Source organism: Paenibacillus sp. FSL K6-1230 (assembly GCF_038002385.1).
In the GTDB taxonomy this organism is placed as follows: Bacteria; Bacillota; Bacilli; order Paenibacillales; family Paenibacillaceae; genus Paenibacillus; species Paenibacillus massiliensis.
The window spans coordinates 3,789,241-3,811,925 of record NZ_JBBOCK010000001.1 but is presented as its reverse complement, the minus strand read 5'-3'; the positions used below and the strand labels follow the sequence as shown (position 1 = coordinate 3,811,925).

Below are 22,685 nucleotides of genomic sequence, written 5' to 3'. Positions count from 1 at the left end.
CCTACTTTTTTGACAACCGCAAGGTTGTTATTTTTTTCTGTCAGGGGGAATTGGTAATGATCAAGGGGAAAACCATTGTACTGGGTGTCACGGGGGGGATTGCGGCATATAAGGCAGCCATGCTATGCAGTAAATTAACCCAAAAGGGCGCGAGCGTACATGTCATTATGACTGACTCGGCCCGTCAGTTCATCACCGAGCTCACACTCCAATCGTTAACCCGAAATCCTGTCTATACAGATACGTTCGACGAGCGAAATGCTTCAGTCATATCCCATATCGACTTGGCTGATTCAGCAGATTTGGTGCTTGTGGCACCAGCTACGGCTAATACCATTGGCAAAATGGCACTTGGGCTCGCAGATGACATGCTGACGACGACATTACTTGCGACGACTGCTCCGATTATGGTAGCGCCGGCCATGAATGTCCATATGTATACACATCCTGCTGTCATGGAGAATATGCAGACGCTGGTAGAGCGTGGCGTCATGATGATTGAGCCTGGAGAAGGCCAGTTGGCCTGTGGTTATGTTGGCAAGGGTCGTCTGGAGGAGCCTGAGACCATTGTGCAGGTAGTGGAGCGTTTCTTCGAGCAACAACAGGGCATAGACTTGAAACAGAAGCCGCTGGAAGGTCGTAAGGTTGTCGTTACTGCCGGGGGGACGGTGGAGCGGATTGATCCGGTCCGATACATCACGAATGATTCATCTGGCAAAATGGGCTTCGCCATCGCGAGTGCCGCACGCCAGCTGGGAGCTGATGTGCATCTGATCGCTGCCCATACCACCGCGCCATTGCCTGTCGGGATCGTACCGGAGCGGGTCCAATCGGCCGATGAGATGCATCAGGCGGTTAAAGAGCAGTGGGATGACAGTGATATTGTTATTATGGCAGCGGCGGTTGCGGATTTTCGTCCGAAGGAGGCTGCTGCACACAAAATGAAAAAGCATGGAGATACCCTTGTTCTGGAGCTGGTCAAGACCGTTGATATTCTGGAGACCATGGGACAGAACAAGCAACATCAATATTTGATAGGCTTTGCGGCCGAGACGGAGCAGCTTGAGGAGAATGCACGCGGAAAGCTTGCTCGTAAAAATTGTGACCTTCTCGTTGCGAATGATGTGACGATGGAAGGGGCTGGCTTCGGAACGGATACCAATGCGGTGCAGATCTATGACAGGGATGGTCTGGTGGAGCAACTGACGCTCATGTCCAAACAGGAGATTGCCCGGCGTCTGTTACTTATTGCAGCGGAGCGGCTTCGATCGGAGTGAGTCAGATGAATATTGCTAAAGTCATCGTGGATGTTCCTGCGAAGGCCACTGACCGTGCCTTTGATTACTTAATCCCAGAGACACTGCGCACCTGGATTGAACCAGGCAGCAGAGTCGCTGTACCCTTTGGCAAGCGGACAGTTCAAGGCTTTGTAACATCTATTGAGCCGAAGCCGGAGCAGACCCGTTTCAAGCTGAAACCGATTCAGGAGCTGTTGGATCTTGTCCCCCCGCTATCCATGGATTTGCTGGAGCTTGGGGCCTGGATGAGTAAACGTTATGCCTGCAATCACATTGTAGCTTTACAAGCCATGATTCCGACTGCGTTAAAAGGTAAAGCGGAGCGTTATGTGACCTGGGCAGAGCCAGACTCAGACCCGGATGCCGAAGAAGCAGGTGTGCTGCTTGCAGATGATGGGATGAGTGATCCGGTTGAGCGCAACATTGTACATTTTGTACGCAACAAGGGCGAACTGACGCTGCAGCAGCTCAGTCGCCATTTTCCGAGTGAAGCCACAGTAATCAAGTCGCTGCTACGCAGGGGAGTCCTGCAGGAGAATCAGGTCATCAAGGATAAGGTAGGTAAGAAGACGCTGAAGGCTGTCAATCTTGCCGTGTCCCCGGGCGAAGCAGAACTTGCGCTGGACAGCTTTTCGAAGAAAGCGCAGAGACAGAAGGAGGTCTTGAGCTTCCTGCTGGAGCGTCGTGAGTTCCTGCCGCTGTCGCTCAAGGAGATTCTGACTTCGCTTAGCACCTCGGCTGCAACGGTTAAGGCACTGGAGAGCAAGGGACTTCTGCAGATTGAGGATGTTGAGGTGTTCCGTGACCCATACAAAGGTCGGCATTTCAAGCCCTCAAGTCCACTGCAACTGACTACAGAGCAACAAGCAGTCTATGACCGTGTGATACGACAACTTGAATCCTATGAACATGGTTCTTTTCTGCTGCATGGAGTGACAGGTAGTGGTAAGACTGAAATCTACCTGCAGAGCATTAGCCGCTGTATTGAACAAGGACGGCAAGCGATTGTGCTTGTACCTGAAATCTCATTGACTCCTCAGATGGTCGAGCGCTTCAAGGGAAGATTTGGTGATCAGGTGGCCGTCATGCACAGCCGTTTGTCTGGCGGGGAGCGTTATGATGAATGGCGTAAAATCAGAGAGGGACGTGTCAAGGTCGCCATCGGTGCACGCTCAGCTGTATTTGCTCCGTTCGACAGGCTTGGTCTCATTATTATGGATGAAGAGCACGAGGGCTCCTACAAGCAAGAGGAGACGCCTAAGTATCATGCGCGAGATGTAGCTGTGACACGTGCACATCAGCATGGAGCGGTTGTAATTCTGGGCTCGGCTACGCCAGCGCTGGAGAGCTACCATGCAGCCCGCTCCCAGAGCAATGACGAATTCGCTCCGCTTCTCTTGGAAATGAATCAGCGTGCGCTTGGCAATACGTTACCTGAGGTTCATATCGTGGATATGAGAGAGGAGCTACGTGCAGGCAATCGCTCCATGTTCAGCCGTTCCTTGCATCAGGGAATTGCCCAGCGTCTGGAACGGGGGGAGCAGACGGTACTGCTGTTGAATCGCCGTGGCTACTCTACGTTCGTGATGTGCCGCAGCTGTGGTTATGTGGCAGGCTGTCCTGAGTGTGACATCTCCCTCACCTATCATCAGCGCTCGCACAATCTGCGATGTCACTATTGTGGATATGCCGCTCAGGCTCCCGAGGTATGCCCGGACTGTGGCAGTGAGCATATCCGATATTTCGGGACAGGGACGCAGAGGGTGGAAGAGGAACTGGCCAAGCTATTCCCCGGGATTCGCGTCATTCGTATGGATGTGGATACTACCACGGAGAAGGGCTCCCATGAAAAGCTCCTGACGAGCTTCCGGGAGAAGAAGGCAGATGTCCTGCTCGGAACGCAGATGGTTGCCAAGGGGCTTGATTTCCCTGACGTCACCTTGGTAGGAGTAATCACTGCTGATTCTGCACTCAATTTGCCGGATTTCCGTGCAGCAGAGAAGACGTTTCAGCTGTTGACACAGGTGGCTGGCCGAGCAGGCAGACATCAGCTTCCTGGTGAGGTCTTTGTACAATCCTACACACCGGATCATTACTCCATCATTCATGCGAGCCGACACGATTATGCCTCCTTCATTCGTGATGAGCTGAAGCATCGTCGTAATCTGCATTATCCCCCTTACTGCCGGCTGATTCTTGTTACCTTCACGCATGAGCAGTTGCCTGTGCTTGTCCGTCTGGCGGAGAACTACACGGCACTGCTTCAGGAGAAGGCGCGGCGACTTGGTTGGTTCGGGAATATGGATCGTTTTACAGCTGATGTTATGGATATTTTGGGTCCCGTAGCTTCGCCCATACCGAGAATCAAGAATAGATACCGATTCCAATGTATGATAAAATGGCGTGGGACTATCGACGTCATCGAGTTGGCGCGCAGAACGGCTGATGAATTAGGAGAGGCCGCACAGGCACAACAGCTTCAGATCAGTCTTGATGTAGACCCACAAATGTTAATGTAGGCTCATGAGCTGCATATATATATGAATGAACAGAGATATTTTAAGTAAATTGCTGAGGATAGAGGAAGGTGTATTTAAGTTATGTCGATTAGAATGATTGTAAAAGAGCCTGATGATGTATTGCACAAGGTTGCCAAGGAAGTTACCAAGATTAACGGCAACGTTCAGAAGCTGCTGGATGATATGGCTGATACGATGTATGACGCCGAGGGAGTAGGACTGGCTGCGCCGCAGGTAGGTATCCTCAAAAGATTGATCGTCGTCGATGCCGGTGACGAGCATGGCCTTATCAAAATGATCAATCCGGTCATTATAGAGCAGGATGGAGAGCAATTTGGAGCTGAAGGCTGCCTGAGCATTCCAGGCTTCAACGGTGATGTGCGCCGTGCAGAGCAGGTGACGGTACAAGGGCTGGATCGTGAAGGAAGACCGATTACTGTGAAGGCGACAGGTCTTCTGTCCCGTGCCTTCCAGCATGAGATCGACCATCTGAATGGGGTACTGTTTACGGATATTGCTGAAAAAATATACGCGGTGTCTCCGGAGAAGCCGGGACCAAATAGCCGCAAATAGGGGTGATCCAGATGAAGAGTTCCACACGGATCGTCTTTATGGGGACTCCTGAGTTCGCAGTGCCTTCCTTGGAGGCACTGCTTGCTGAGGGCTACCAAGTGGTGGGTGTTGTAACCCAGCCGGATAAGCCGCAAGGACGCAAGCGGGTGTTGACTCCAACCCCGGTGAAGGAGGCGGCTCTTCGCCATGGTCTACCTGTCATGCAGCCTGTACGCTTGCGTAACCCGGAGGCTGTGGAGGAGCTGTCAGCATGGGAGCCGGATCTGATTGTTACGGCTGCCTATGGACAAATTCTGCCCAAATCTGTTCTGGACATGCCACGCCATGGCTGTCTAAATGTGCATGGCTCGCTTCTGCCACGCTATCGGGGCGGAGCACCGATCCAGCGTGCCATTATTCAAGGGGAAGAGGTAACGGGAGTCACCTTGATGTATATGGCGGAAGGGCTGGATACGGGAGATATGATTGCGAAGGTCGAGGTACCTATTTTGCTGGAGGATAACTCAGGTACGATATTCTCCAAGCTGAGCGAGGCAGGCGCCAAGCTGTTATTGGAGCAGCTTCCGTCGGTGCTAGAGGGAACCAACAGCCGCACTCCGCAAAACGATGCTGACGCAACATTTGCCCGCAATCTGACACGGGAAGACGAGCGAATCAACTGGAGTGACTCCTCGTTGGCTATATATAATCGCATTCGTGGTCTCGTTCCGTTCTCTGGTGCCTACACGATGTGGGATGAACAGGTGTTCAAGGTGTGGGCTGCTGCCCCGCCACAATCTTCACTTCATGGACAGGACGCTGATTCCAGCCTTTCACACACGTATACGGAATCGGATGCTCCTGGCAAGGTTCTGCAAGTGAATGAGCATGGGATTGAGGTGCGAACTGGAGATGGAAGTATCTGGTTGCGCGAGGTTCAGCCTGCGGGCAAGAAGGTTATGGATGCAGGCTCATTTGCTCGTGGTGGACAAATGAAGATGGGAACGGTCCTGTCATGAGCGGGGGCAACCGCAAGGCTCAAACAGAGCAAGGGAGCAAACCGCGCTCTGGGAACAAGCCTTCCTCGGGGAACCGACAGCAGACAGGAGGCAAGCAAACTTCTCGGCAACGCACAGCTCGTGAGGTGGCGCTGGACGTTCTGCTCGGAGTGGAGAACGAAGGGGCATACAGTAATCTGGAGTTGAACAACAGTTTGCAACAGGCTAATTTACAGCCGAACGACCGCGGTCTCGTTACAGAATTGGTGTATGGCACGATAGCTCGGCGCCTTACACTGGACTACCTGCTGGATCGTTTTGTACAGAAGGGGACGGCCAAGCTACAGGCTTGGGTCCGCTGTCTGCTACGCATGAGTGTCTATCAGCTAGTGTATCTGGACCGGATTCCATCTCATGCTGTCGTCAGTGAAGCTGTGAATATAGCCAAGCGTCGAGGACATCAGGGTATATCTGGCATGGTGAACGGCGTCTTGCGCAGTATGCTGCGTGAACCGGACAAGCTGCAGATTTCGGCGGATCTACCGACTGCCCGTCGTATTGCTCTGGAGCACTCGCATCCCGAATGGCTGGTCGAGCGCTGGATTACCCAGTATGGTGAGGCGGTCGCTGAACAGATCTGTCGTGCGAACAATGAGCCGCCTGTGGTCAGTGTCAGAGTCAATACGACGATGACATCGCGGGAGCGACTATTGGAGGAGATGAAGGCAGCGGGATTGGATGCTGTTCCCTCCGAGCTTAGCTCTTATGGGATTGTAGTCAGAAGCGGAGGCAATATGGCGCTTACATCCTGGTACCAGGACGGACTTCTTTCTGTGCAGGATGAGAGTTCTATGCTGGTAGCAGAGGCTGTAGCGCCGGAGCCTGACATGCATGTGCTCGATTGCTGTGCTGCACCTGGTGGGAAGACAGCGCATATGGCAGAGTTGATGAAGGATCGGGGCGCCATTATCGCCAATGATCTCCACCCACATAAGCGACAGCTTATTCAGGAGCAGGCGGAGCGGCTGGGTCTGGACAGCATTGAGGCAGTGACCGGGGATGCCCAGGAGCTTGGTGTACGATATGCCGGGTCCAGTTTCGACAGAATATTGCTCGATGCTCCCTGCTCAGGCTTTGGCGTTATTCGACGCAAGCCGGACCTGCGCTGGAGCAAATCCGAGCAGGACGTACAGGATATCGTCGCCTTACAGGCTGACTTGCTTCGGCAGACGAGCGTACTGCTGAGGCCGGGTGGAATTTTGGTGTACAGCACATGTACGATTGAACCGAACGAAAATGAGCGACAGATTCAACGATTCCTCCAAGAGCATCCGGACTTCAGGCTTATGCCTGATGACTCTTCCATCTGGAGCCATGTACCTGAAGCCCTGCGTAAGGAGGGCTCCCTGCAAATACTACCGCAACATTTTCGAAGTGACGGCTTCTACATAGCCCGTCTGCAACGAATGAAGTAGGCCATGGTCACCTGTGGAAGTTGAAACAGGCTGAGATGCTATTAAAGCAGACAAGCGTTTTCCCGTTAACTTGTGGGCTGCATTGCCGTGGAATTGTCTAGTAAGCCGTCGGCTATCTATAACCGGCGGCTTTTGTGCTGCTGGACCGGACATGACACGGAGAGACAAATGATGACAAGGATATCAAAAGAAACCTGGGATAACGGCGATCAGAATGTGGTTCTGTCGTCGGAGTGGCCAGTGTAAAGACTCTTTAGTTGAACCTATACAGCACGAAGGGCAGGTCTGGCCAAGGACATTCATGCCTTGTTCAGACCGGCTCGATTGAAAGCTTTTTACCGCTTCTTTCATTTGTGCTAAAATAGGAAGAATGAAAAATTAAACTGCACGGGTTGATTACAGTCAGACGGGCAGGAATTCAATGAATGGAAGAACAGGTGTGAATAACATATGACAAAACCTTTTATATATGATCTCTCCTATGAGGAGCTGCAGCAGTGGGTTGTGGACCAGGGAGAGTCGGCGTTTCGTGGAGGTCAGATTTACGACTGGCTATACGTCAAGCGTGTGAATGATTTTAATGAAATGACGAACCTATCCAAGGCACTGCGGGAGAAGCTTGAAGAGCAGTTCAGCTTTGTGACGCTCAAGGAGATAACAAGACTGGAGTCCAAGGACGGAACCGTTAAGTTCCTGTTCGGGCTGCATGATGATCATGCGATTGAGACGGTTATTATGAAGCACAATTACGGTAACAGCATCTGTGTCACCACACAGGTGGGCTGCCGGATCGGCTGTACATTCTGTGCGTCCACTCTGGGTGGATTGAAACGGAATCTGACCGCTGGCGAGATTGTGGCCCAGGTAGTCCAGGCACAGAAAATCCTGGATACCAGGGATGAGCGTGTCAGCAGCATTGTTATCATGGGTTCTGGCGAGCCATTCGAGAATTATGAAGCAACCATGACGTTCCTCAGAACGATGATTCATGAAAAAGGACTAAACATCGGGCAACGTCATATTACGGTGTCTACGAGCGGAATCGTACCGAATATCTACAAATTTGCAGATGAAGATACGCAGATTAATCTGGCGATCTCAATACATGCGCCGAATGATGCGCTACGCTCCAAGCTAATGCCAGTGAATCGTCGCTATCCGTTCCAGGACGTAATGGACTCACTCCGTTATTACCTGGCGAAGACAGGGCGGCGGATTACATTCGAGTATGCTTTGATCGGCGGCGTGAATGATCGAGAGGAGCATGCAGAGGAGCTTGCAGATGTGCTGAAGGATATGATGTGCCACGTGAATCTCATTCCTGTCAATCATGTACCTGAGCGTAAATACGTCCGTACCTCACGCAATGACATTTTCAAATTCCAGCGCAAGCTGGCAGAGAAGGGCATCAACGTGACCATCCGTCGCGAACAGGGCCACGATATTGCCGCGGCATGCGGCCAGCTTCGGGCTAAGCATATGGAGTTGGGGTGAAGTTCATTTGATTAAAACAGTTCATGTCAGCCATGTGGGACGCGTTCGTTCCGTTAATGAAGATTCAGCCTGGATCAGACATTTGGAGCAGGGCTACATTCTGGGTATCGTAGCTGATGGCATGGGAGGGCACCTTGCAGGTGATACGGCTAGTCGTCTCGCTGTTGAGACACTGGCTGCGGATCTGGCCACGCTGGAGACGGGCTTGTCGGAACAATCTTTGTCAGCTGCGCTCAGTGATGCCATTCTTCATGCGAATGAAGTGATCTATCAGACAGCTGCCAAAAATGATAAATATCACAACATGGGCACAACCGTAGTTGCCGTGCTGCTGAATGATACTAGAGGTGTCATAGGGCATATCGGGGACAGTCGTGCTTATATCGTATCCGGTGGTCAGGTCCGGCAGATTACGGAAGACCATACACTAGTGAACGAATTGTTCAAAAATGGGCAAATTAGTAAAGAAGAGGCCGGGAGTCACCCGCGTCGTAATGTACTGACGCGTGCCCTGGGCACAGATGCAGAGGTCAAAGTTGACCTTGATGCAGTTAGCCTAGAGCAAGGTGATGTCTTGCTGCTGTGCAGCGATGGATTGAGTAACCTGGTGAACGAACAACAGATTGGCAAGGTGGTAGGAGCTGGTGATATTCCGCTGGAGGAACGTGCGGACCGGCTTCTTCATCTGGCATTGCTTGCGGGGGGCGACGATAATATTACGGTTGCATTGTTCGAGCAGCCGCGTCCCGAGGCATCTGCTGATGAAAAGGGGTATGAATGATGATCGGACATCTGTTGGGCGGAAGGTATGAGATCATTGAACGTGTCGGCGGCGGAGGCATGGCGCTTGTCTACAAGGCCCAGGATATACTGCTGAATCGCTATGTGGCTGTCAAGGTGCTCCGTCAGCAGTTTGTGCATGATGAAGAGTTCATTCGTCGTTTCCGCAGGGAAGCCCAGTCTGCTGCGTCCCTATCTCATCCTAATGTGGTCAGTATTTATGATGTTGGCCAGGAGGATGAGGTGCATTACATTGTAATGGAGTATGTAGAGGGGCAGAATTTGAATGAAATTATCAAAGAGCGTGCTCCGCTACAAGTGGATGAGGCTGTTCGAATCGCTTCGCAAATCTGTGATGCACTTGAGCATGCCCACCAAAGCCAGATTATTCATCGGGATATTAAGCCGCATAATATTCTTATTGGACGGAATGGACGTGTCAAGGTAACCGATTTTGGTATCGCTAGAGCAGTAACCTCTACGACCATTACACAGACAGGCTCTGTTGTCGGTTCAGTGCATTATTTTTCTCCTGAGCATGCAAAGGGCATTACGACTGGCGAGAAATCGGATTTGTACTCATTAGGTATTGTATTGTATCAAATGCTCACGGCCCAGCTGCCATTTTTGGGTGAAAGCCCGATCAGTGTGGCACTGAAGCATCTACAGGAGGAATTCGAGGAGCCGCGCCGTGTGAACCCGCTCATTCCTCAGAGTGTAGAGAACGTTATTCTGAAATCAATGCGTAAAAATCCGGATGAACGCTATCAGTCGGCTGATGAGATGCTAGCTGACCTGGAGACCTGTCTGCTGCCAGAGCGCAGGAACGAACCTAAAGCAGAGTTCTACGTGGAAGAGGACGTGGAGCAGACCCGAATTATCCCGGCAATCAAGCCGCATCAGCAGGGCATGTCCCAACGGAACGGTGGAGGACGGGATTCATTGCAGGAAATGAAAGAGGACACAGCACTTGAGCAGCCGAAGAAGAAGAAACGCTTGGCCTTTTGGGTCACGCTAACGCTTGTAGTACTTGCGCTCATGGCCGTGCTGGTCATCGTTGTTGATAAGGCATTTGAGGTCTCCGACGTCAAGGTGCCTAATCTGGTTACACAGACCGAGGAACAAGCGAGAGCGACTTTGGCCGCACAAGGCCTGGAGCTGGCAGATCCGGTTCTGCAGGAGTATAAGGAAGGGATTGAGCCCGGAATTATATTTAAGCAGAGCCAGCCCGAGGGGGCGCTAGTGAAGGAAGGCTCGCTTATCCAGGTGACTGTCGGTACGGAGAAGCCGCTCACGCCAATGCCTAGTGTAACCGGGCAATCTTATGACGATGCAGTCAGCTTGCTGGTATCCAAGGGGATAACCGAGGATCGTATCAAGCAAAAGCAGGTTTTTGACGACTCGGCAGATGAAGGAACCGTTACGGATCAGATTCCTGCAGCAAATGAGGAATTCAATCCGGATGAGGTACAGGTGACGCTGTCCGTAAGTAAAGGCTCTGAGACAATAGCCATGCCTGATCTTACGAACAAGTCCAGAGCTGAAGCGGAGAAGGAATTGAGTGATGCGAAGCTTAAGCTTGTCTCAGTGAAGGAAGAGACTAGCTATGAGATTGAGCAGGGCAAGGTTACGAAGCAATGGCCATTCGAACCAGGTGCGGACGTGGCCCCAGGCTCTGAGATTACCATCTATGTGAGTACAGGATACCCGCCAGAAGCGATCAAGGTGCCATTCCAGCTGCCATTAGTACCAGCAGAGGAAGGCAAGAATGCCAAGATCAAAGTGACTGTTACCGATGCCCGTGGCGATAATCAGGACTGGGGAACAAGAACCCTGAATACCACGCAGATTGTCACCGTCGATCTGCTGCTGCGTCCGAACAAGGATGCGGTCGTCTCTGTGACACGTGATGGCAAATTTGTAGATAACTATATCGTAACTTACGTTGATGCCAAGAATGGTACCGTTCAAATGCCACAAGTCGCTCCACCTGCAGGCACGGAGCCAGAGATACCGCCTGTAGAGGAAGAAGCAGATCCTGCAATTACTCCAGAGCAACCGGATGCTACGGGTGGGGAGAATGGTGGCGAGACGACTGATCCTTCAGCCATGAATAGCGGTAATGGAGCGAATAGCACAATCAAGCAGGCAAGCCAGCATGTGGGACGCGGGAATGGAAATGGCAACGGTAATGATAACGGAAATGGAAATGGTAATAATTAAAAGTATGACAAAAACGCAACACCAGCAACAACGATACTTGATAGGCTACAACATCGTTCAGGCAGGATTCTTCTAGATCCTGCCTGAGCCGACTGACTCAACAAAAGGAGGACATCCTGATATATGCCTGAAGGCCGGATTATTAAGGCGCTAAGCGGATATTATTATGCCGCTCCTGTGGATGAGCAAGGAGCTCTTCTACCGAACGAACCTGTGACTCAGTGCCGTGCGCGAGGAATTTTCAAGAAAAGAGGAGTCTCGCCGCTGGTGGGGGATCGCGTGATGTATTCTCATACCGAGAATGGGGAAGGGATGATCGATGAGATTCATCCGAGAAGCACAGAACTGATTCGTCCCCCTGTAGCCAATACGACGCTCGCTGTCTTGGTATTCTCGCTGCGTGAGCCTGACCTCAACCTCCCATTAATGGACAAGTTCCTGGTTCACATTGAGCATGCAGGGCTGGATACGATTATTTGTCTCACGAAGCGTGACTTGTTGGAGCAACAGGTACAGAATGACACTGCTCTAGATACGGTACGAGAGCTCTATGAGCAGATTGGATACCGGGTGCTGGTGACCAGTTCGATTACAGGAGAAGGTACACAGGAACTAAAAGCCATGCTGGCCGGAGAGATTAGTGTCTTTTCCGGGCAATCCGGTGTTGGTAAATCCTCCATGCTGAATGCACTTGTACCCGGGCTTGCTCTGGAGACGAGCGCAATTAGCAATAAGCTGGGCAGAGGACGGCATACGACCAGACATGTGGAGCTGATTCCGCTCGATCATGGTGGTCTGGTAGCCGATACACCTGGCTTCAGCCAGTTAGATTTTCTTGAGCTTGGCGTGGAGGAATTGTCTGTATGCTTCCGGGAGTTCTCAGAGCGGTCGGCGGATTGCAAGTTCCGAGCCTGTACACACATCCATGAACCGGATTGTAAGGTCCGAGATGCTGTTGAGAGCGGAGAGATTGCTCGCAGCCGATATAGCAGCTATGTGCAGTTCATGGAGGAAATGAAAGAGAAGAAGCGGAGGTACTGAAGTATGGTAAAGATCGCGCCATCGATTTTGTCAGCAGATTTTGCCCGACTGGGCAGTGAGGTAGCTGCGGCTGAGGCTGGAGGTGGAGACTGGATTCACGTAGACGTTATGGATGGTCATTTTGTGCCTAATATAACCTTGGGATCAGCCATTACGGCGGCGATCCGCCCGTATACCAATCTTCCGCTTGATGTTCATTTAATGATCGAGCAGCCAGAGCGCTATGTTACGGATTTCATCAAGGCTGGAGCTAATGTTGTGACGGTTCATGCAGAGGCCTGTACGCATCTGCATCGAGTGCTGCATATGATCAAGGAGCAGGGCGCATTGTGTGGAGTGGCTCTGAATCCAGGAACTTCCCCTTATGTCATTAAGGAAGTACTGAATGATGTGGATATGGTGCTGGTGATGACGGTTAATCCTGGCTTTGGAGGGCAATCCTTCATTCCAGGCACGCTCGGAAAAATCAGACAAATACGTTCCTGGCTTAACGAGCTGGGGCGTCCAGACGTACATATTGAAGTGGATGGCGGTATAGCCGAGTCCACCGCAGCTCTGGTAGCGGAGGCAGGCGCTGATGTTCTAGTGGCTGGCAGTGCTGTATTCGGACGAGAGGATCGTGCCGCTGCCATTGCTTCGATCCGCGCACATGCTGAGGGTCGAGTACTCTGATCTTTTGGTTGAAGGCACTTTCTCATGAGACGGTATAATATTATATTTGAATAGTATAAATTTAACTCATACACCTCCACGAGAGTGTCATGTCCGATGCACACAGGCCCTGTTCTACCTTCTGTAGACAAGGGCTTGTTTGCTGTTCAACTCGTAGTGTGCTAAAATCATTGGCAGGGTTTTATTTAATATCCTTATCAATTTGCGGAGAGGAGCTGCCCAGGCATGAAGAAAAGAACACTACACTCGTTAGCTGTTGGCTATGGGTACTCTATTGCTGTCTTTTTCTAGAATTTTGACAATGGGATCAGTCTGTCCAATTACAGATGTATCTCAGGGCTATTAGAGAAGACAAGCAGGACAATCCAAATTGATGAGGTGGATGTATAATGAACAACACAGCAATAACACGACGGAATCCAGAGGGTGTGCCAGCGCCTGTCGGCCAGTACACGCATATCACCCGCATTCCTAGAAATGCCGAGCTGTTCGTGACTTCAGGCCAAGTAGGAGTCGATTCACAGGGACAATTCCCTAAGTCCATGAATGAACAGATCAGCAATACGTTTCGCAACATTCAGATGGTGCTTGCATCTGAGCAGCTAACTGCCTCCGATGTCATCAAGGTGAATATATGGGCCGTTGACAAGATTGATTGGGAGCATTTATATGCTGAGTGGGGACGGCTATTCAGCGAGACCTTTCCGGCGATGACCATTGGCTACATATCGGAGCTAGGCTTGCCAGAGATCAAGATTGAGATCGAGATCTGGGCAGCCAAGGTATAAGCTGACAGGCAATACTGTCCGTTAGAAAGTCATAGGCCTGAAGACTGATGCATAGATATGGTTACATGAGGGTGTTCTCATGTAGCCTTTTTTTATGGGGCAACAACTTGCAATCGGGTGCATAGACTAGGATGAATGATGCATGAGGATGATGGGGAGGGTGAAGCATGAAGTTTTATACAATCAAGCTGCCGAAGTTCCTGGGAGGTTTTGTGAAGGCGATCCTGAATACATTTCAGAAAAACTGAAGGACATGCAAAGTGGCACATACAGGCATGTTCCCTGTACAGGCTGCAGATGCGGGCGGGCTGCCGAGAACGGGTGAACACACGGGATCATGCCTCATGTCCATTTGAGCTGATATCCCAAACTACTGCTGATCAGGGATATCCTCAAGGGAGACTGAATGACTCCAGTGATAGCCTGTGCTCTGCAGTATGTCTTTTCCATATCAGGGAGCAGGGGGCGCTGGGGTCCATACTTTCTGATATAACCAAAAAAGCACCCGTTCATGACGAGGTGCCTTTTGCTTATACATATTAATTGTCTTATACGCGTGTTACTTTGCCAGCTTTCAGCGCGCGCGTGCTAACGAATACACGTTTTGGCTTACCGTTCACCAGGATGCGAACTTTTTGCACATTAACGCCCCAAGTACGGCGGTTACGGTTGTTAGCGTGAGAAACGTGGTTACCACTTCCAGGTTTCTTACCTGTCACATAACATTTACGAGACATAGATTCCACCTCCTATTCTAAAAATAACCCTTACAGAGGCCAGTTGCTTTTTATTCGTGAGTTGTATTACTCTCAACAAAACAATACTTGAGTATCATATCATAGTTAAAAAACCTTCGTCAATATATCCAAAAACTTTATTTATTTCTATTGCACGTTATAGTACAATATTGAGTAGTCCATCATACTCCAGGTGACAAATTGACATATTAATAATGGAAAGCCTTACCGGCCTGGGCCAGGCATGACCCGGGCTATAGATGTTGGTCTTATTACATGTGCTGCCCACATGTCGGCGGCTTCATTTTGCTCTAAGTAATAATCAGATCGACGATACGGCCACTTGGTGTATACCTGAGGACGATATGCATAAAGCGAGGAAGGGGAATTCTCATTGAGTAAGCGTTCTTTGAATGGAACAGATTTTACCGCAATGGTGTTAGCCGGAGCGGAACAATTGCAACAGCATGCCGAGCACGTCAATTCCCTGAATGTATTCCCGGTGCCTGATGGTGATACGGGAACGAATATGAATCTGACAATGAATGCAGGCGTAACCGAGATCACGAAAGGAGATTCTGCATCGATTGGTGTGATGTCGGGGATTCTTTCCAAAGGCCTGCTGATGGGGGCTCGCGGAAATTCAGGGGTAATTCTGTCTCAGTTGTTTCGCGGGTTTAGCCGTTACGCTGCCCCATACGAGGAATTGAATACTCTGCAATTCGCAGCCGCCTTGCAAAGCGGTGTGGATGCTGCCTACAAGGCAGTGGTGAAGCCCGTAGAAGGAACCATTCTGACCGTTGCGAAGGAAGCTGCCAAGCATGCCGTATATTATGCCCGTCGGGCCAATGATATTCCGGAGCTCATGGCAGAGGTGCTGTCCAAGGCGAAGGAAGCGCTCGCCATGACACAGGAGATGCTGCCTGTACTCAAGCAGGTGGGTGTCGTTGATTCTGGTGGACAAGGGCTTGTATATATTTATGAAGGATTCATGCAGTATCTCTCCAGCGGAACGACAGCTACAGGACAGGTTCGCCATACGGCTGCATCGACAACGTCAGCTTCAGCGGTCTCGCCAGTAGCAGGCTCTGTACCGACATCGGTAGTGGCTCCATCCTATGATGCTCCATTATCCGCGCAAGCCAAGCTGGAGACAGAGCATATTGAGTTCCTGTACGATATGGAGTTCTTCATCAATCGCCATCTGGGCGAATCGAATGGACAGCCATTTGATGAGGAGAAATTCGAGAAAGCGTTATCAGTGAATGGTGATTCTATTATCGTCATTGCGGATGAGGATATCGTCAAGGTACATGTTCACTCCAAGGCTCCAGGAGAGGTCCTTAATCTGGCACTCCAATATGGAGAGATCACCCAGATTCGTATCCTGAACATGCGCGAGCAGCACCGTGAACTGCTAACAGCGGGTATGGACGTGGCTCCTGCGCCAGAATGGTTCGCCGAAATTCCGGCAGAGCCTGCCCGCACGGTGGAGCCTTCCGAATTGCCTGCTCATGAGCTGGCCCCGCATGGCTTCATTGCCGTATCGCCGGGTGAAGGCATTACGAACATTTTCCGAAGCATGGGCGTAGATGTAGTGCTGTCTGGAGGACAGACAATGAATCCGAGCACGGAGGACTTCGTGAATGCGGTTCGTTCCATCGCGGCGGAGTACATCTACATCCTGCCGAACAACTCTAATATTATTCTTGCTGCTGAGCAGGCACGTGAGCTATTGGAGGATGAGCGCCAGGTATTCGTTATTCCGAGCAAGACCATTCCGCAGGGAATTGCGGCTGCGTTTGCTTTCCAGGAGGAAGAGAGCTTCGGTGTAAATCTGGAAAATATGGCAGAGGCAGTTACCCGGGTGCAATCCGGGCAGGTGACATATGCAGTGCGTGACACGGTACTTGATGAGATGGAGATCAAGGCCGGACATTATATCGGGATTCACAATTCCAAGATTGTAGCTACCGAGGAGCAATTGATTCCTACCTGCCGTGAGCTGTTGTCCAAGATGCTCGGCAGTGTGGATGAAGCGGTGCTTGTGATGATGCTGACAGGCTCGGATAGCGACCCAGCCGAGACCGAGGAGCTCGTATCCTGGATTGAGCAAGAGTATCCGGGGATCGACATTGAAGTACATGATGGAGGTCAGCCGATCTACTCATACCTGTTCTCGGTAGAATCCTGATATCAATCTGATTGCAGAGAGGGGACGGACGGATGAGCCGGACATTTATCGTAACGGACAGCACGGCTGATATACCTGCAGACCTGGTTAAGCAGTGGGGAATTCATGTAGTGCCGCTCACAGTCATGTTCGGTGACCAAGCCTATCTCGATGGAGTGGAGATGTCTGCCGGACAGTTCTATGAACGACTCGTTCAAGCGGCAGAGCTGCCTACCACATCCCAGCCATCTCCTGCGGAGTTTCTCAAGGTCTATAGCGAAATTCTGGAGCAGCACCCTGATGCTCATATTGTGTCTATTCACCTATCTTCCGGGGTGAGTGGCACGTACCAATCCGCGAGGCTGGCCGTTACCATGTTGGAACGTGAAGAAGCTGTAACTACGGTAGACTCCAAATCCGCTTCCTTCGGCTATGGTGCCTTGGTTGTCCAGGCAGCCAAGCTGGCTTCAAATGGAGCGGACAAAGATGTTATTCTGCGTGAGCTGGAGCGGATGGGAGAGCAAAGACGTTTGTTTTTCCTCGTAGATACGCTGCAGTATCTCCAGAAGGGCGGCCGGATCGGCAAAGCCGCTGCTATGATCGGCACATTGTTGAACATCAAGCCCATTCTGTCCATCGACCAGGAAGGGATCATCTACTCGATGGAGAAGGCGAGAGGACAGAGAAAAGCGATGTTGCGTATTGTCGAGATGCTAGAAGCTGATTTGCAGGGACAAAAAATTAATGTGGCTGTAGGCCATACCGCGAATCAAGCCTCTACCGATACCCTGCTTCAGCTATTGCGTGAGCGTTTTGCTGTGGAAGAGGTGCAGTACAGTGAGATTGGTGCTGTCATTGGCACCCATGTGGGTCCTGGTACACTTGCTGTCTACGCGTGGCCTGCAGGAGATGAGGTCTGAGGTATGCTGAATCTGGATCAAATACGTACGAAACAAATCCACGGCGTGAGTGCTCTTAAGGAAGAGGAGCTTCACGCCTTTGGCATCTCCAATATCAAGGAGCTGCTGGAATATTATCCTTACCGATATGACGACTATCGGTTAGGTTCATTAATTGAGGCCAAGGATCAGGAGAAAGTCACGGTACAGGCCAAGATTATAGGGATTCCTGTGTTGCAGCGCTATGGACGCAAATCCCGTCTCACATGCAAGCTGATGGCAGAGGACTGGATGTTCAGTGCTACCTGGTTCAACCGTCATTTTCTGAAGGAGCAGCTGACGGCGGGGCGGGAGATTGTTGTAACCGGAAAGTGGGATATGAAGCGAATGCAGCTCACGGTATCAGACTCTGAATTCCCTGATCAAGGCACGTCTCGTTCAGGCACGCTTCAGCCTGTTTATTCGGTAGGGGGCAAGATTACTCAATCCTGGATGCGAAAGACGATGAATCAGGCTTTGGAGCAGTACGGAGAGATGATCCCTGAAATTTTGCCACAGCAGCTCATTACGAAGTATGCACTTATGCCACGCAAGCAGGCTATTGCGTCCATTCATCGCCCTCAGGATAATCAGGAAGGGCAGGATGCGCGGCGCCGGATGGTGTATGAGGAGCTATTTCTCTTCCAGATGAAGATGCAGGCCTTCCGGGCGCTCAATCGTGGCCGTGCAGACGGTGTGGTACATACGGCGGATAATGCGACGATTCGCAGCTTCGTACGCAGTCTGCCCTTTGAGCTGACGGATGCGCAGAAGCGGGTAGAGCTGGAGATTCTGGCGGATCTGCGCTCGCCCTACAGCATGAACCGGTTGCTGCAGGGGGATGTTGGCTCAGGGAAGACAGTTATCGCAGCGATTGCGCTGTATGCTTCCGTTCGTTCCGGCTTTCAGGGTGCACTGATGGTGCCGACGGAAATTTTGGCTGAGCAGCATATGCGCTCATTACAGAAGATGTACGAGCCGTTCGGAGTAACCGTAGCATTGCTGACAGGCAGTGTGAATGGGCGTAAGCGCAAGGACCTGCTGGGTTCCCTGCAAATGGGTCTTACGGACATTATCGTCGGTACGCATGCGCTGATTCAGGAGGACGTCTACTTCCGCCAGCTTGGTCTTGTGGTCACGGACGAGCAGCACCGCTTTGGTGTGAATCAGCGCAGTATATTACGTCGCAAGGGCTACAATCCGGATGTGCTCACCATGACGGCCACACCGATTCCGCGTACGCTGGCTATTACGGCCTTCGGGGATATGGATGTATCGACGATTTCCGAGCGGCCCAAGGGACGGATTCCAATCTCCACCTACTGGGTGAAGCACAATATGATGGATCGGGTTCTTGGCTTCATCTCGCGCGAGATTGATCAGGGGCGGCAGGCCTATTTCATTTGCCCATTAATTGAGGAGTCGGATAAGCTGGATGTTCAAAATGCCATCGACCTGCATATTCAGATGCAGCAGGTCTTCCCATCTTATCGTGTAGGCTTGCTGCATGGACGGATGAGCGCTGCGGAGAAGGAAGGGGTCATGCGGGCCTTTTACGCGAATGAAATCCAGCTGCTCGTATCTACCACCGTAGTTGAGGTAGGCGTGGATGTGCCTAATGCGACCCTGATGATCATTATGGATGCGGAGCGCTTTGGGCTCTCTCAGCTGCATCAGCTGCGTGGACGTGTCGGGCGTGGAGCGCATAGCTCCTATTGTGTGCTCATTGCCGATCCCAAGTCGGAGGTAGGTCAGGAACGGATGAAGGTGATGACCGAGACGGATGACGGCTTTGAGGTGGCCCGGCGGGATCTGGAGCTGCGTGGGCCTGGAGATTTCTTCGGGACCAAGCAGAGCGGTCTGCCAGAATTTCGTATAGCGGATATGGTAGCTGATTTCGAGATCCTGGAGCGTGCACGTGAGGATGCAGTTCAATTGATAGAGGACAAGGATTTCTGGACCTCCTCCTCCTATGCTCCCTTGCGGGATTATTTGCAGCAGGAGCAGATTTTTCAGGGAGATGTTATGGATTAGGCAAATTCACGTTCTTCCCGTCATATATTGAGGATGATTGAATTTTGACGGGAGGCGTGGACAGAGTGAGCTATCAACAATATGGCATCAGCCCGCAGCTGGTAGAGCGGGTGAAGACGAAGATGAAGAATTCAGCCGTGAAGGAACGGATCAAGAAGCTGATGGACGGGGTCACGAAGGCCGATCTCCAGAATCGACCCACAGTACATCGACTGGTGAAGAGCTCTGCAGTCATTCTGCATGAGAAGCTGACACCAGCCCAAGAGGAGCAGCTTGTCTCTTTTGTCATTGGGCAGCGGATTGATCCGAACAACACCTTTCATCTGATTAAGCTGTGGGGGATGTTTCGATAAGTGTAATGGTAATGGTAAGCGCTAATGAATCGCCCACAAAAAAAGATACTCTAAGGCAAGCAAGCCTGCTAGAGTATCTTTTTTTTGTACCAAGAATGTGATGATTCCCTTTGGGAGTATAGCTATTCTTATATCTGATTCTTTTTGTACCCTCATGGCTTGGCAGCATGTCAATCCTTGCATTGTAATTGCTGATTTTACAAAAATGCCAGCCAGAGATATAGTCCCAGTAGTGTCAGTAACAAGGTCGGCACCGTCAGTACGATACCTGTCCTGAAATAGGTACCCCACGAAATGCGGATGCCCTTGGAGGAGAGCACATGGAGCCAGAGCAGCGTGGCCAAGGAGCCGATCGGAGTCATTTTGGGGCCCAGATCCGAACCGATGACATTGGCATAGATGAGTGCTTCCTTGACTGTTCCGGTGACGGATGCACTATCAATGGCAAGCGCATTAATCAGCACTGTCGGCAGATTATTCATCACGGAGGAGAGGACGGCAGCAATCATCCCCATGCTCATGGTAGCTGCTAGCAATCCCTCCTGGGCGGCGATTTGGATCATATGCGCCAGAGCATCGGTTAATCCCGCGTTACGCAGCCCGTACACGACAACATACATCCCAATGGAGAAAAATACGATCGCCCATGGCGCTCCCCGAATCACCTCTGGTGCCGGTACAGCTTTGCTTCGGCCAGCGATGAGCAGGAACAGTAGTGCAATCGCTCCAGCGATGAGTGAGACGGGTATGCGTAGCCATTCGCTGACAAGATAGCCAATGAGCAGCGCTGCCAGCACGAACCAGGAGATTCGGAATAGCTTTATGTCCTGGATCGCTTCCCTTGGCGGCTTGAGATGAGCAAGGTCATATTGTCTTGGTATGGCCTTGCGGAAGAGCAGGTACAGCACAAGAATGCTGGCTCCGAGCGAAAACAGATTGGGGACGATCATCCGCCCGGCATATTCCATGAACGTAATCCCGAAATAATCAGCTGATACGATATTGACGAGATTGCTGACGACCAGAGGCAGTGATGTCGTATCAGCAATGAAGCCCCCGGCAATGATGAAGGGGAACACCTGTCGCTCATCCAGTCGCAGCGCTCGCACCATGGCAAGCACGATCGGCGTCAGAATGAGAGCGGCTCCGTCATTGGCAAAAAAGGCCGCTACCACAGCGCCTAGCACCGAGATATACACGAACATTCGTACCCCATGCCCTTTCGCTGCGCTGGCCATATGCAAGGCGGCCCATTCAAAGAACCCGATTCTATCCAGAATCAATGAAATCAGGATAATGGCGACGAAGGCCAGCGTGGCATTCCAGACCATCTGGGTTACATCCCAGACGTCCTGTAGATCGACGACGCCAACCAGAAGGGCGAGCAGTGCTCCTCCACAGGCAGACCATCCGATCGAGAGATTTTTGGGCTGCCAGATCACCAGCACCAGAGTAATCAGAAATATTATGCATGACAAAACAATACCAACCACAAGTACCCTCCTAGATGTTCAACGAACAACGAAAACCTCAAATCTACTAAATGCTCATCTTAATATATAACTCTATGAATAGAAGTACAATTGAAAATAAGTCCTAACCGAATATTCCCGGAGCAAAAGCCGTCCTAGTAGTCATACACTGGTATAACACTGGTATGCGCTTATTCCTATTCGCCTGTAGCAGCAAATCTTTGGATGCGCTCGCCAATCTGATCGCGAACCCTTTGGAATACAACCCATTTTTCTTCATTCGTTCCCTGTGCCTTGGCTGGGTCATCGAAACCCCAATGCTCACGTCTTACCTGTGGAGGAGTGATTGGACACTTATCTGCCGCGTCTCCACACAAGGTTACAACCAGATCAGCACTGTTCAGCAGATGGGAATCAATAATATCCGATGTTTGAGTAGATATATCAATACCGACCTCCTTCATAGCCTTAATAGCGTTTGGATTAAGTCCATGAGCTTCAATCCCAGCGCTATATACATTCCAGTAGTCTCCCAAGTATTTTTTAGCCCATCCTTCAGCCATCTGGCTACGACATGAGTTGCCTGTGCACAAGAAGTAGATTGTCTTTTGTTTCATAATGGATATCTCCTTTTGATTAGTATATAAGTATATGCTTATATTTGAGGCGAGGGGGAGCCCCTATTTACAAACGGATGTAACACATTCTTTATTTAAGGCAGCAAGTATCATTTTGTTGTCAGGCATATACTTCAACACGTCTTGAATATAAGGCTTGTCTTCTACATTTAACGAATAATATACCCATTGCCCACGTTTATCCTCCTTGACGATTCCTTGGGCCTTGAGCTTACGCAAATGCTGGCTAACTCCTGGCTGAGATATCTCTAAAATATTAACAAATTCGCAAACACACCATTCTCGTTCTTTCATCAGCGCTAGCATCGTCAAACGTGTCTTATCAGCTAACAGCTTTAGTTGTTCAGCGACCTCTTGAATGGTCTTCACCTGATCCCTCCTTCATACATAAGTGACTGCTTATATAATAGTTGATGGGAAGAGTGAACTCAATACATAAGTGCTTCCAGAAATTATAATGTATACAGAACGGATGTTCTGATTATAATTAGATAAGAATG

Annotated in this window: 20 protein-coding genes; 16 read left to right on the top strand and 4 right to left on the bottom strand. The window is 50.7% G+C overall.

Going from position 1 to position 22,685, the window contains the following annotated elements:
- Positions 1–56: 56 nt before the first annotated feature.
- The 12 genes from coaBC to spoVM all read left to right on the top strand — a co-directional run bounded on the left by coaBC (position 57) and on the right by spoVM (position 14,088).
- A complete protein-coding gene (gene coaBC, locus MKX74_RS16820) occupies positions 57–1,277 on the top strand; it encodes a bifunctional phosphopantothenoylcysteine decarboxylase/phosphopantothenate--cysteine ligase CoaBC (protein WP_341179183.1) in 1,221 nt (406 codons plus the stop codon).
- Positions 1,278–1,282: 5 nt separating this feature from the next.
- A complete protein-coding gene (gene priA, locus MKX74_RS16815) occupies positions 1,283–3,817 on the top strand; it encodes a primosomal protein N' (protein WP_341179182.1) in 2,535 nt (844 codons plus the stop codon).
- 81 nt (positions 3,818–3,898) lie between these two features.
- Positions 3,899–4,390, top strand: coding sequence for a peptide deformylase (def, locus tag MKX74_RS16810; RefSeq protein WP_018887551.1), 492 nt, complete (start codon positions 3,899–3,901; stop codon positions 4,388–4,390).
- An 11-nt stretch (positions 4,391–4,401) separates the two neighbouring features.
- The gene (gene fmt / locus MKX74_RS16805; protein ID WP_341179181.1) at positions 4,402–5,388 is read left to right on the top strand and encodes a methionyl-tRNA formyltransferase; all 987 of its coding nucleotides are present in this window, start codon (positions 4,402–4,404) and stop codon (positions 5,386–5,388) included.
- Positions 5,385–6,842 carry a 16S rRNA (cytosine(967)-C(5))-methyltransferase RsmB gene (gene rsmB, locus MKX74_RS16800; RefSeq protein WP_018887553.1) on the top strand — a complete coding sequence of 486 codons (1,458 nt, stop codon included), beginning with the start codon at positions 5,385–5,387 and terminating at the stop codon, positions 6,840–6,842. Before fmt ends, rsmB begins: the two co-directional genes overlap by 4 nt.
- Before the next feature lie 450 nt (positions 6,843–7,292).
- Positions 7,293–8,336 (top strand): 23S rRNA (adenine(2503)-C(2))-methyltransferase RlmN, encoded by a 1,044-nt coding sequence (gene rlmN, locus MKX74_RS16795; protein ID WP_018887554.1) that lies wholly within the window; start codon positions 7,293–7,295, stop codon positions 8,334–8,336.
- 7 nt (positions 8,337–8,343) lie between these two features.
- On the top strand, positions 8,344–9,117 hold the full coding sequence (locus MKX74_RS16790; RefSeq protein ID WP_025680574.1) for a Stp1/IreP family PP2C-type Ser/Thr phosphatase: 774 nt from the start codon (positions 8,344–8,346) through the stop codon (positions 9,115–9,117).
- On the top strand, positions 9,117–11,339 hold the full coding sequence (gene pknB / locus MKX74_RS16785; RefSeq protein ID WP_018887556.1) for a Stk1 family PASTA domain-containing Ser/Thr kinase: 2,223 nt from the start codon (positions 9,117–9,119) through the stop codon (positions 11,337–11,339). The genes MKX74_RS16790 and pknB overlap by 1 nt, the downstream gene beginning before the upstream one ends.
- Positions 11,340–11,462: 123 nt before the next feature.
- Positions 11,463–12,380, top strand: a complete 918-nt coding sequence (gene rsgA / locus MKX74_RS16780) for a ribosome small subunit-dependent GTPase A (protein WP_018887557.1) — start codon at positions 11,463–11,465, stop codon at positions 12,378–12,380.
- Between the two features lie 3 nt (positions 12,381–12,383).
- On the top strand, positions 12,384–13,052 hold the full coding sequence (rpe, locus tag MKX74_RS16775; protein ID WP_018887558.1) for a ribulose-phosphate 3-epimerase: 669 nt from the start codon (positions 12,384–12,386) through the stop codon (positions 13,050–13,052).
- Between the two features lie 389 nt (positions 13,053–13,441).
- On the top strand, positions 13,442–13,840 hold the full coding sequence (locus tag MKX74_RS16770; RefSeq protein WP_341179180.1) for a RidA family protein: 399 nt from the start codon (positions 13,442–13,444) through the stop codon (positions 13,838–13,840).
- 167 nt (positions 13,841–14,007) lie between these two features.
- On the top strand, positions 14,008–14,088 hold the full coding sequence (gene spoVM / locus MKX74_RS16765; protein ID WP_010345573.1) for a stage V sporulation protein SpoVM: 81 nt from the start codon (positions 14,008–14,010) through the stop codon (positions 14,086–14,088).
- Positions 14,089–14,388: 300 nt separating this feature from the next.
- Here spoVM and rpmB read toward each other — a convergent pair whose 3' ends face one another.
- Positions 14,389–14,577 (bottom strand): 50S ribosomal protein L28, encoded by a 189-nt coding sequence (rpmB, locus tag MKX74_RS16760; protein ID WP_018887560.1) that lies wholly within the window; start codon positions 14,575–14,577, stop codon positions 14,389–14,391.
- A gap of 394 nt (positions 14,578–14,971) precedes the next feature.
- Between rpmB and MKX74_RS16755 the strand changes: the two genes are divergently transcribed.
- The 4 genes from MKX74_RS16755 to MKX74_RS16740 all read left to right on the top strand — a co-directional run bounded on the left by MKX74_RS16755 (position 14,972) and on the right by MKX74_RS16740 (position 20,075).
- A complete protein-coding gene (locus tag MKX74_RS16755; RefSeq protein ID WP_018887561.1) occupies positions 14,972–16,771 on the top strand; it encodes a DAK2 domain-containing protein in 1,800 nt (599 codons plus the stop codon).
- 32 nt (positions 16,772–16,803) lie between these two features.
- On the top strand, positions 16,804–17,670 hold the full coding sequence (locus tag MKX74_RS16750; RefSeq protein WP_341179179.1) for a DegV family protein: 867 nt from the start codon (positions 16,804–16,806) through the stop codon (positions 17,668–17,670).
- A 3-nt stretch (positions 17,671–17,673) separates the two neighbouring features.
- Positions 17,674–19,722, top strand: a complete 2,049-nt coding sequence (gene recG / locus MKX74_RS16745; protein WP_341179178.1) for an ATP-dependent DNA helicase RecG — start codon at positions 17,674–17,676, stop codon at positions 19,720–19,722.
- Positions 19,723–19,787: 65 nt separating this feature from the next.
- On the top strand, positions 19,788–20,075 hold the full coding sequence (locus MKX74_RS16740) for a stage VI sporulation protein F (protein ID WP_018887564.1): 288 nt from the start codon (positions 19,788–19,790) through the stop codon (positions 20,073–20,075).
- Between the two features lie 197 nt (positions 20,076–20,272).
- On the opposite strand, the gene MKX74_RS16735 is transcribed toward MKX74_RS16740, so the two are convergent.
- The 3 genes from MKX74_RS16735 to MKX74_RS16725 all read right to left on the bottom strand — a co-directional run bounded on the left by MKX74_RS16735 (position 20,273) and on the right by MKX74_RS16725 (position 22,554).
- The gene (locus MKX74_RS16735) at positions 20,273–21,568 is read right to left on the bottom strand and encodes an arsenic transporter (protein ID WP_018887565.1); all 1,296 of its coding nucleotides are present in this window, start codon (positions 21,566–21,568) and stop codon (positions 20,273–20,275) included.
- A 176-nt stretch (positions 21,569–21,744) separates the two neighbouring features.
- A complete protein-coding gene (arsC, locus tag MKX74_RS16730) occupies positions 21,745–22,164 on the bottom strand; it encodes an arsenate reductase (thioredoxin) (RefSeq protein WP_018887566.1) in 420 nt (139 codons plus the stop codon).
- Positions 22,165–22,227: 63 nt separating this feature from the next.
- Positions 22,228–22,554: an ArsR/SmtB family transcription factor gene (locus MKX74_RS16725; RefSeq protein WP_341179177.1), complete on the bottom strand. Its 327-nt coding sequence runs from the start codon at positions 22,552–22,554 to the stop codon at positions 22,228–22,230.
- Positions 22,555–22,685 lie beyond the last annotated feature (131 nt).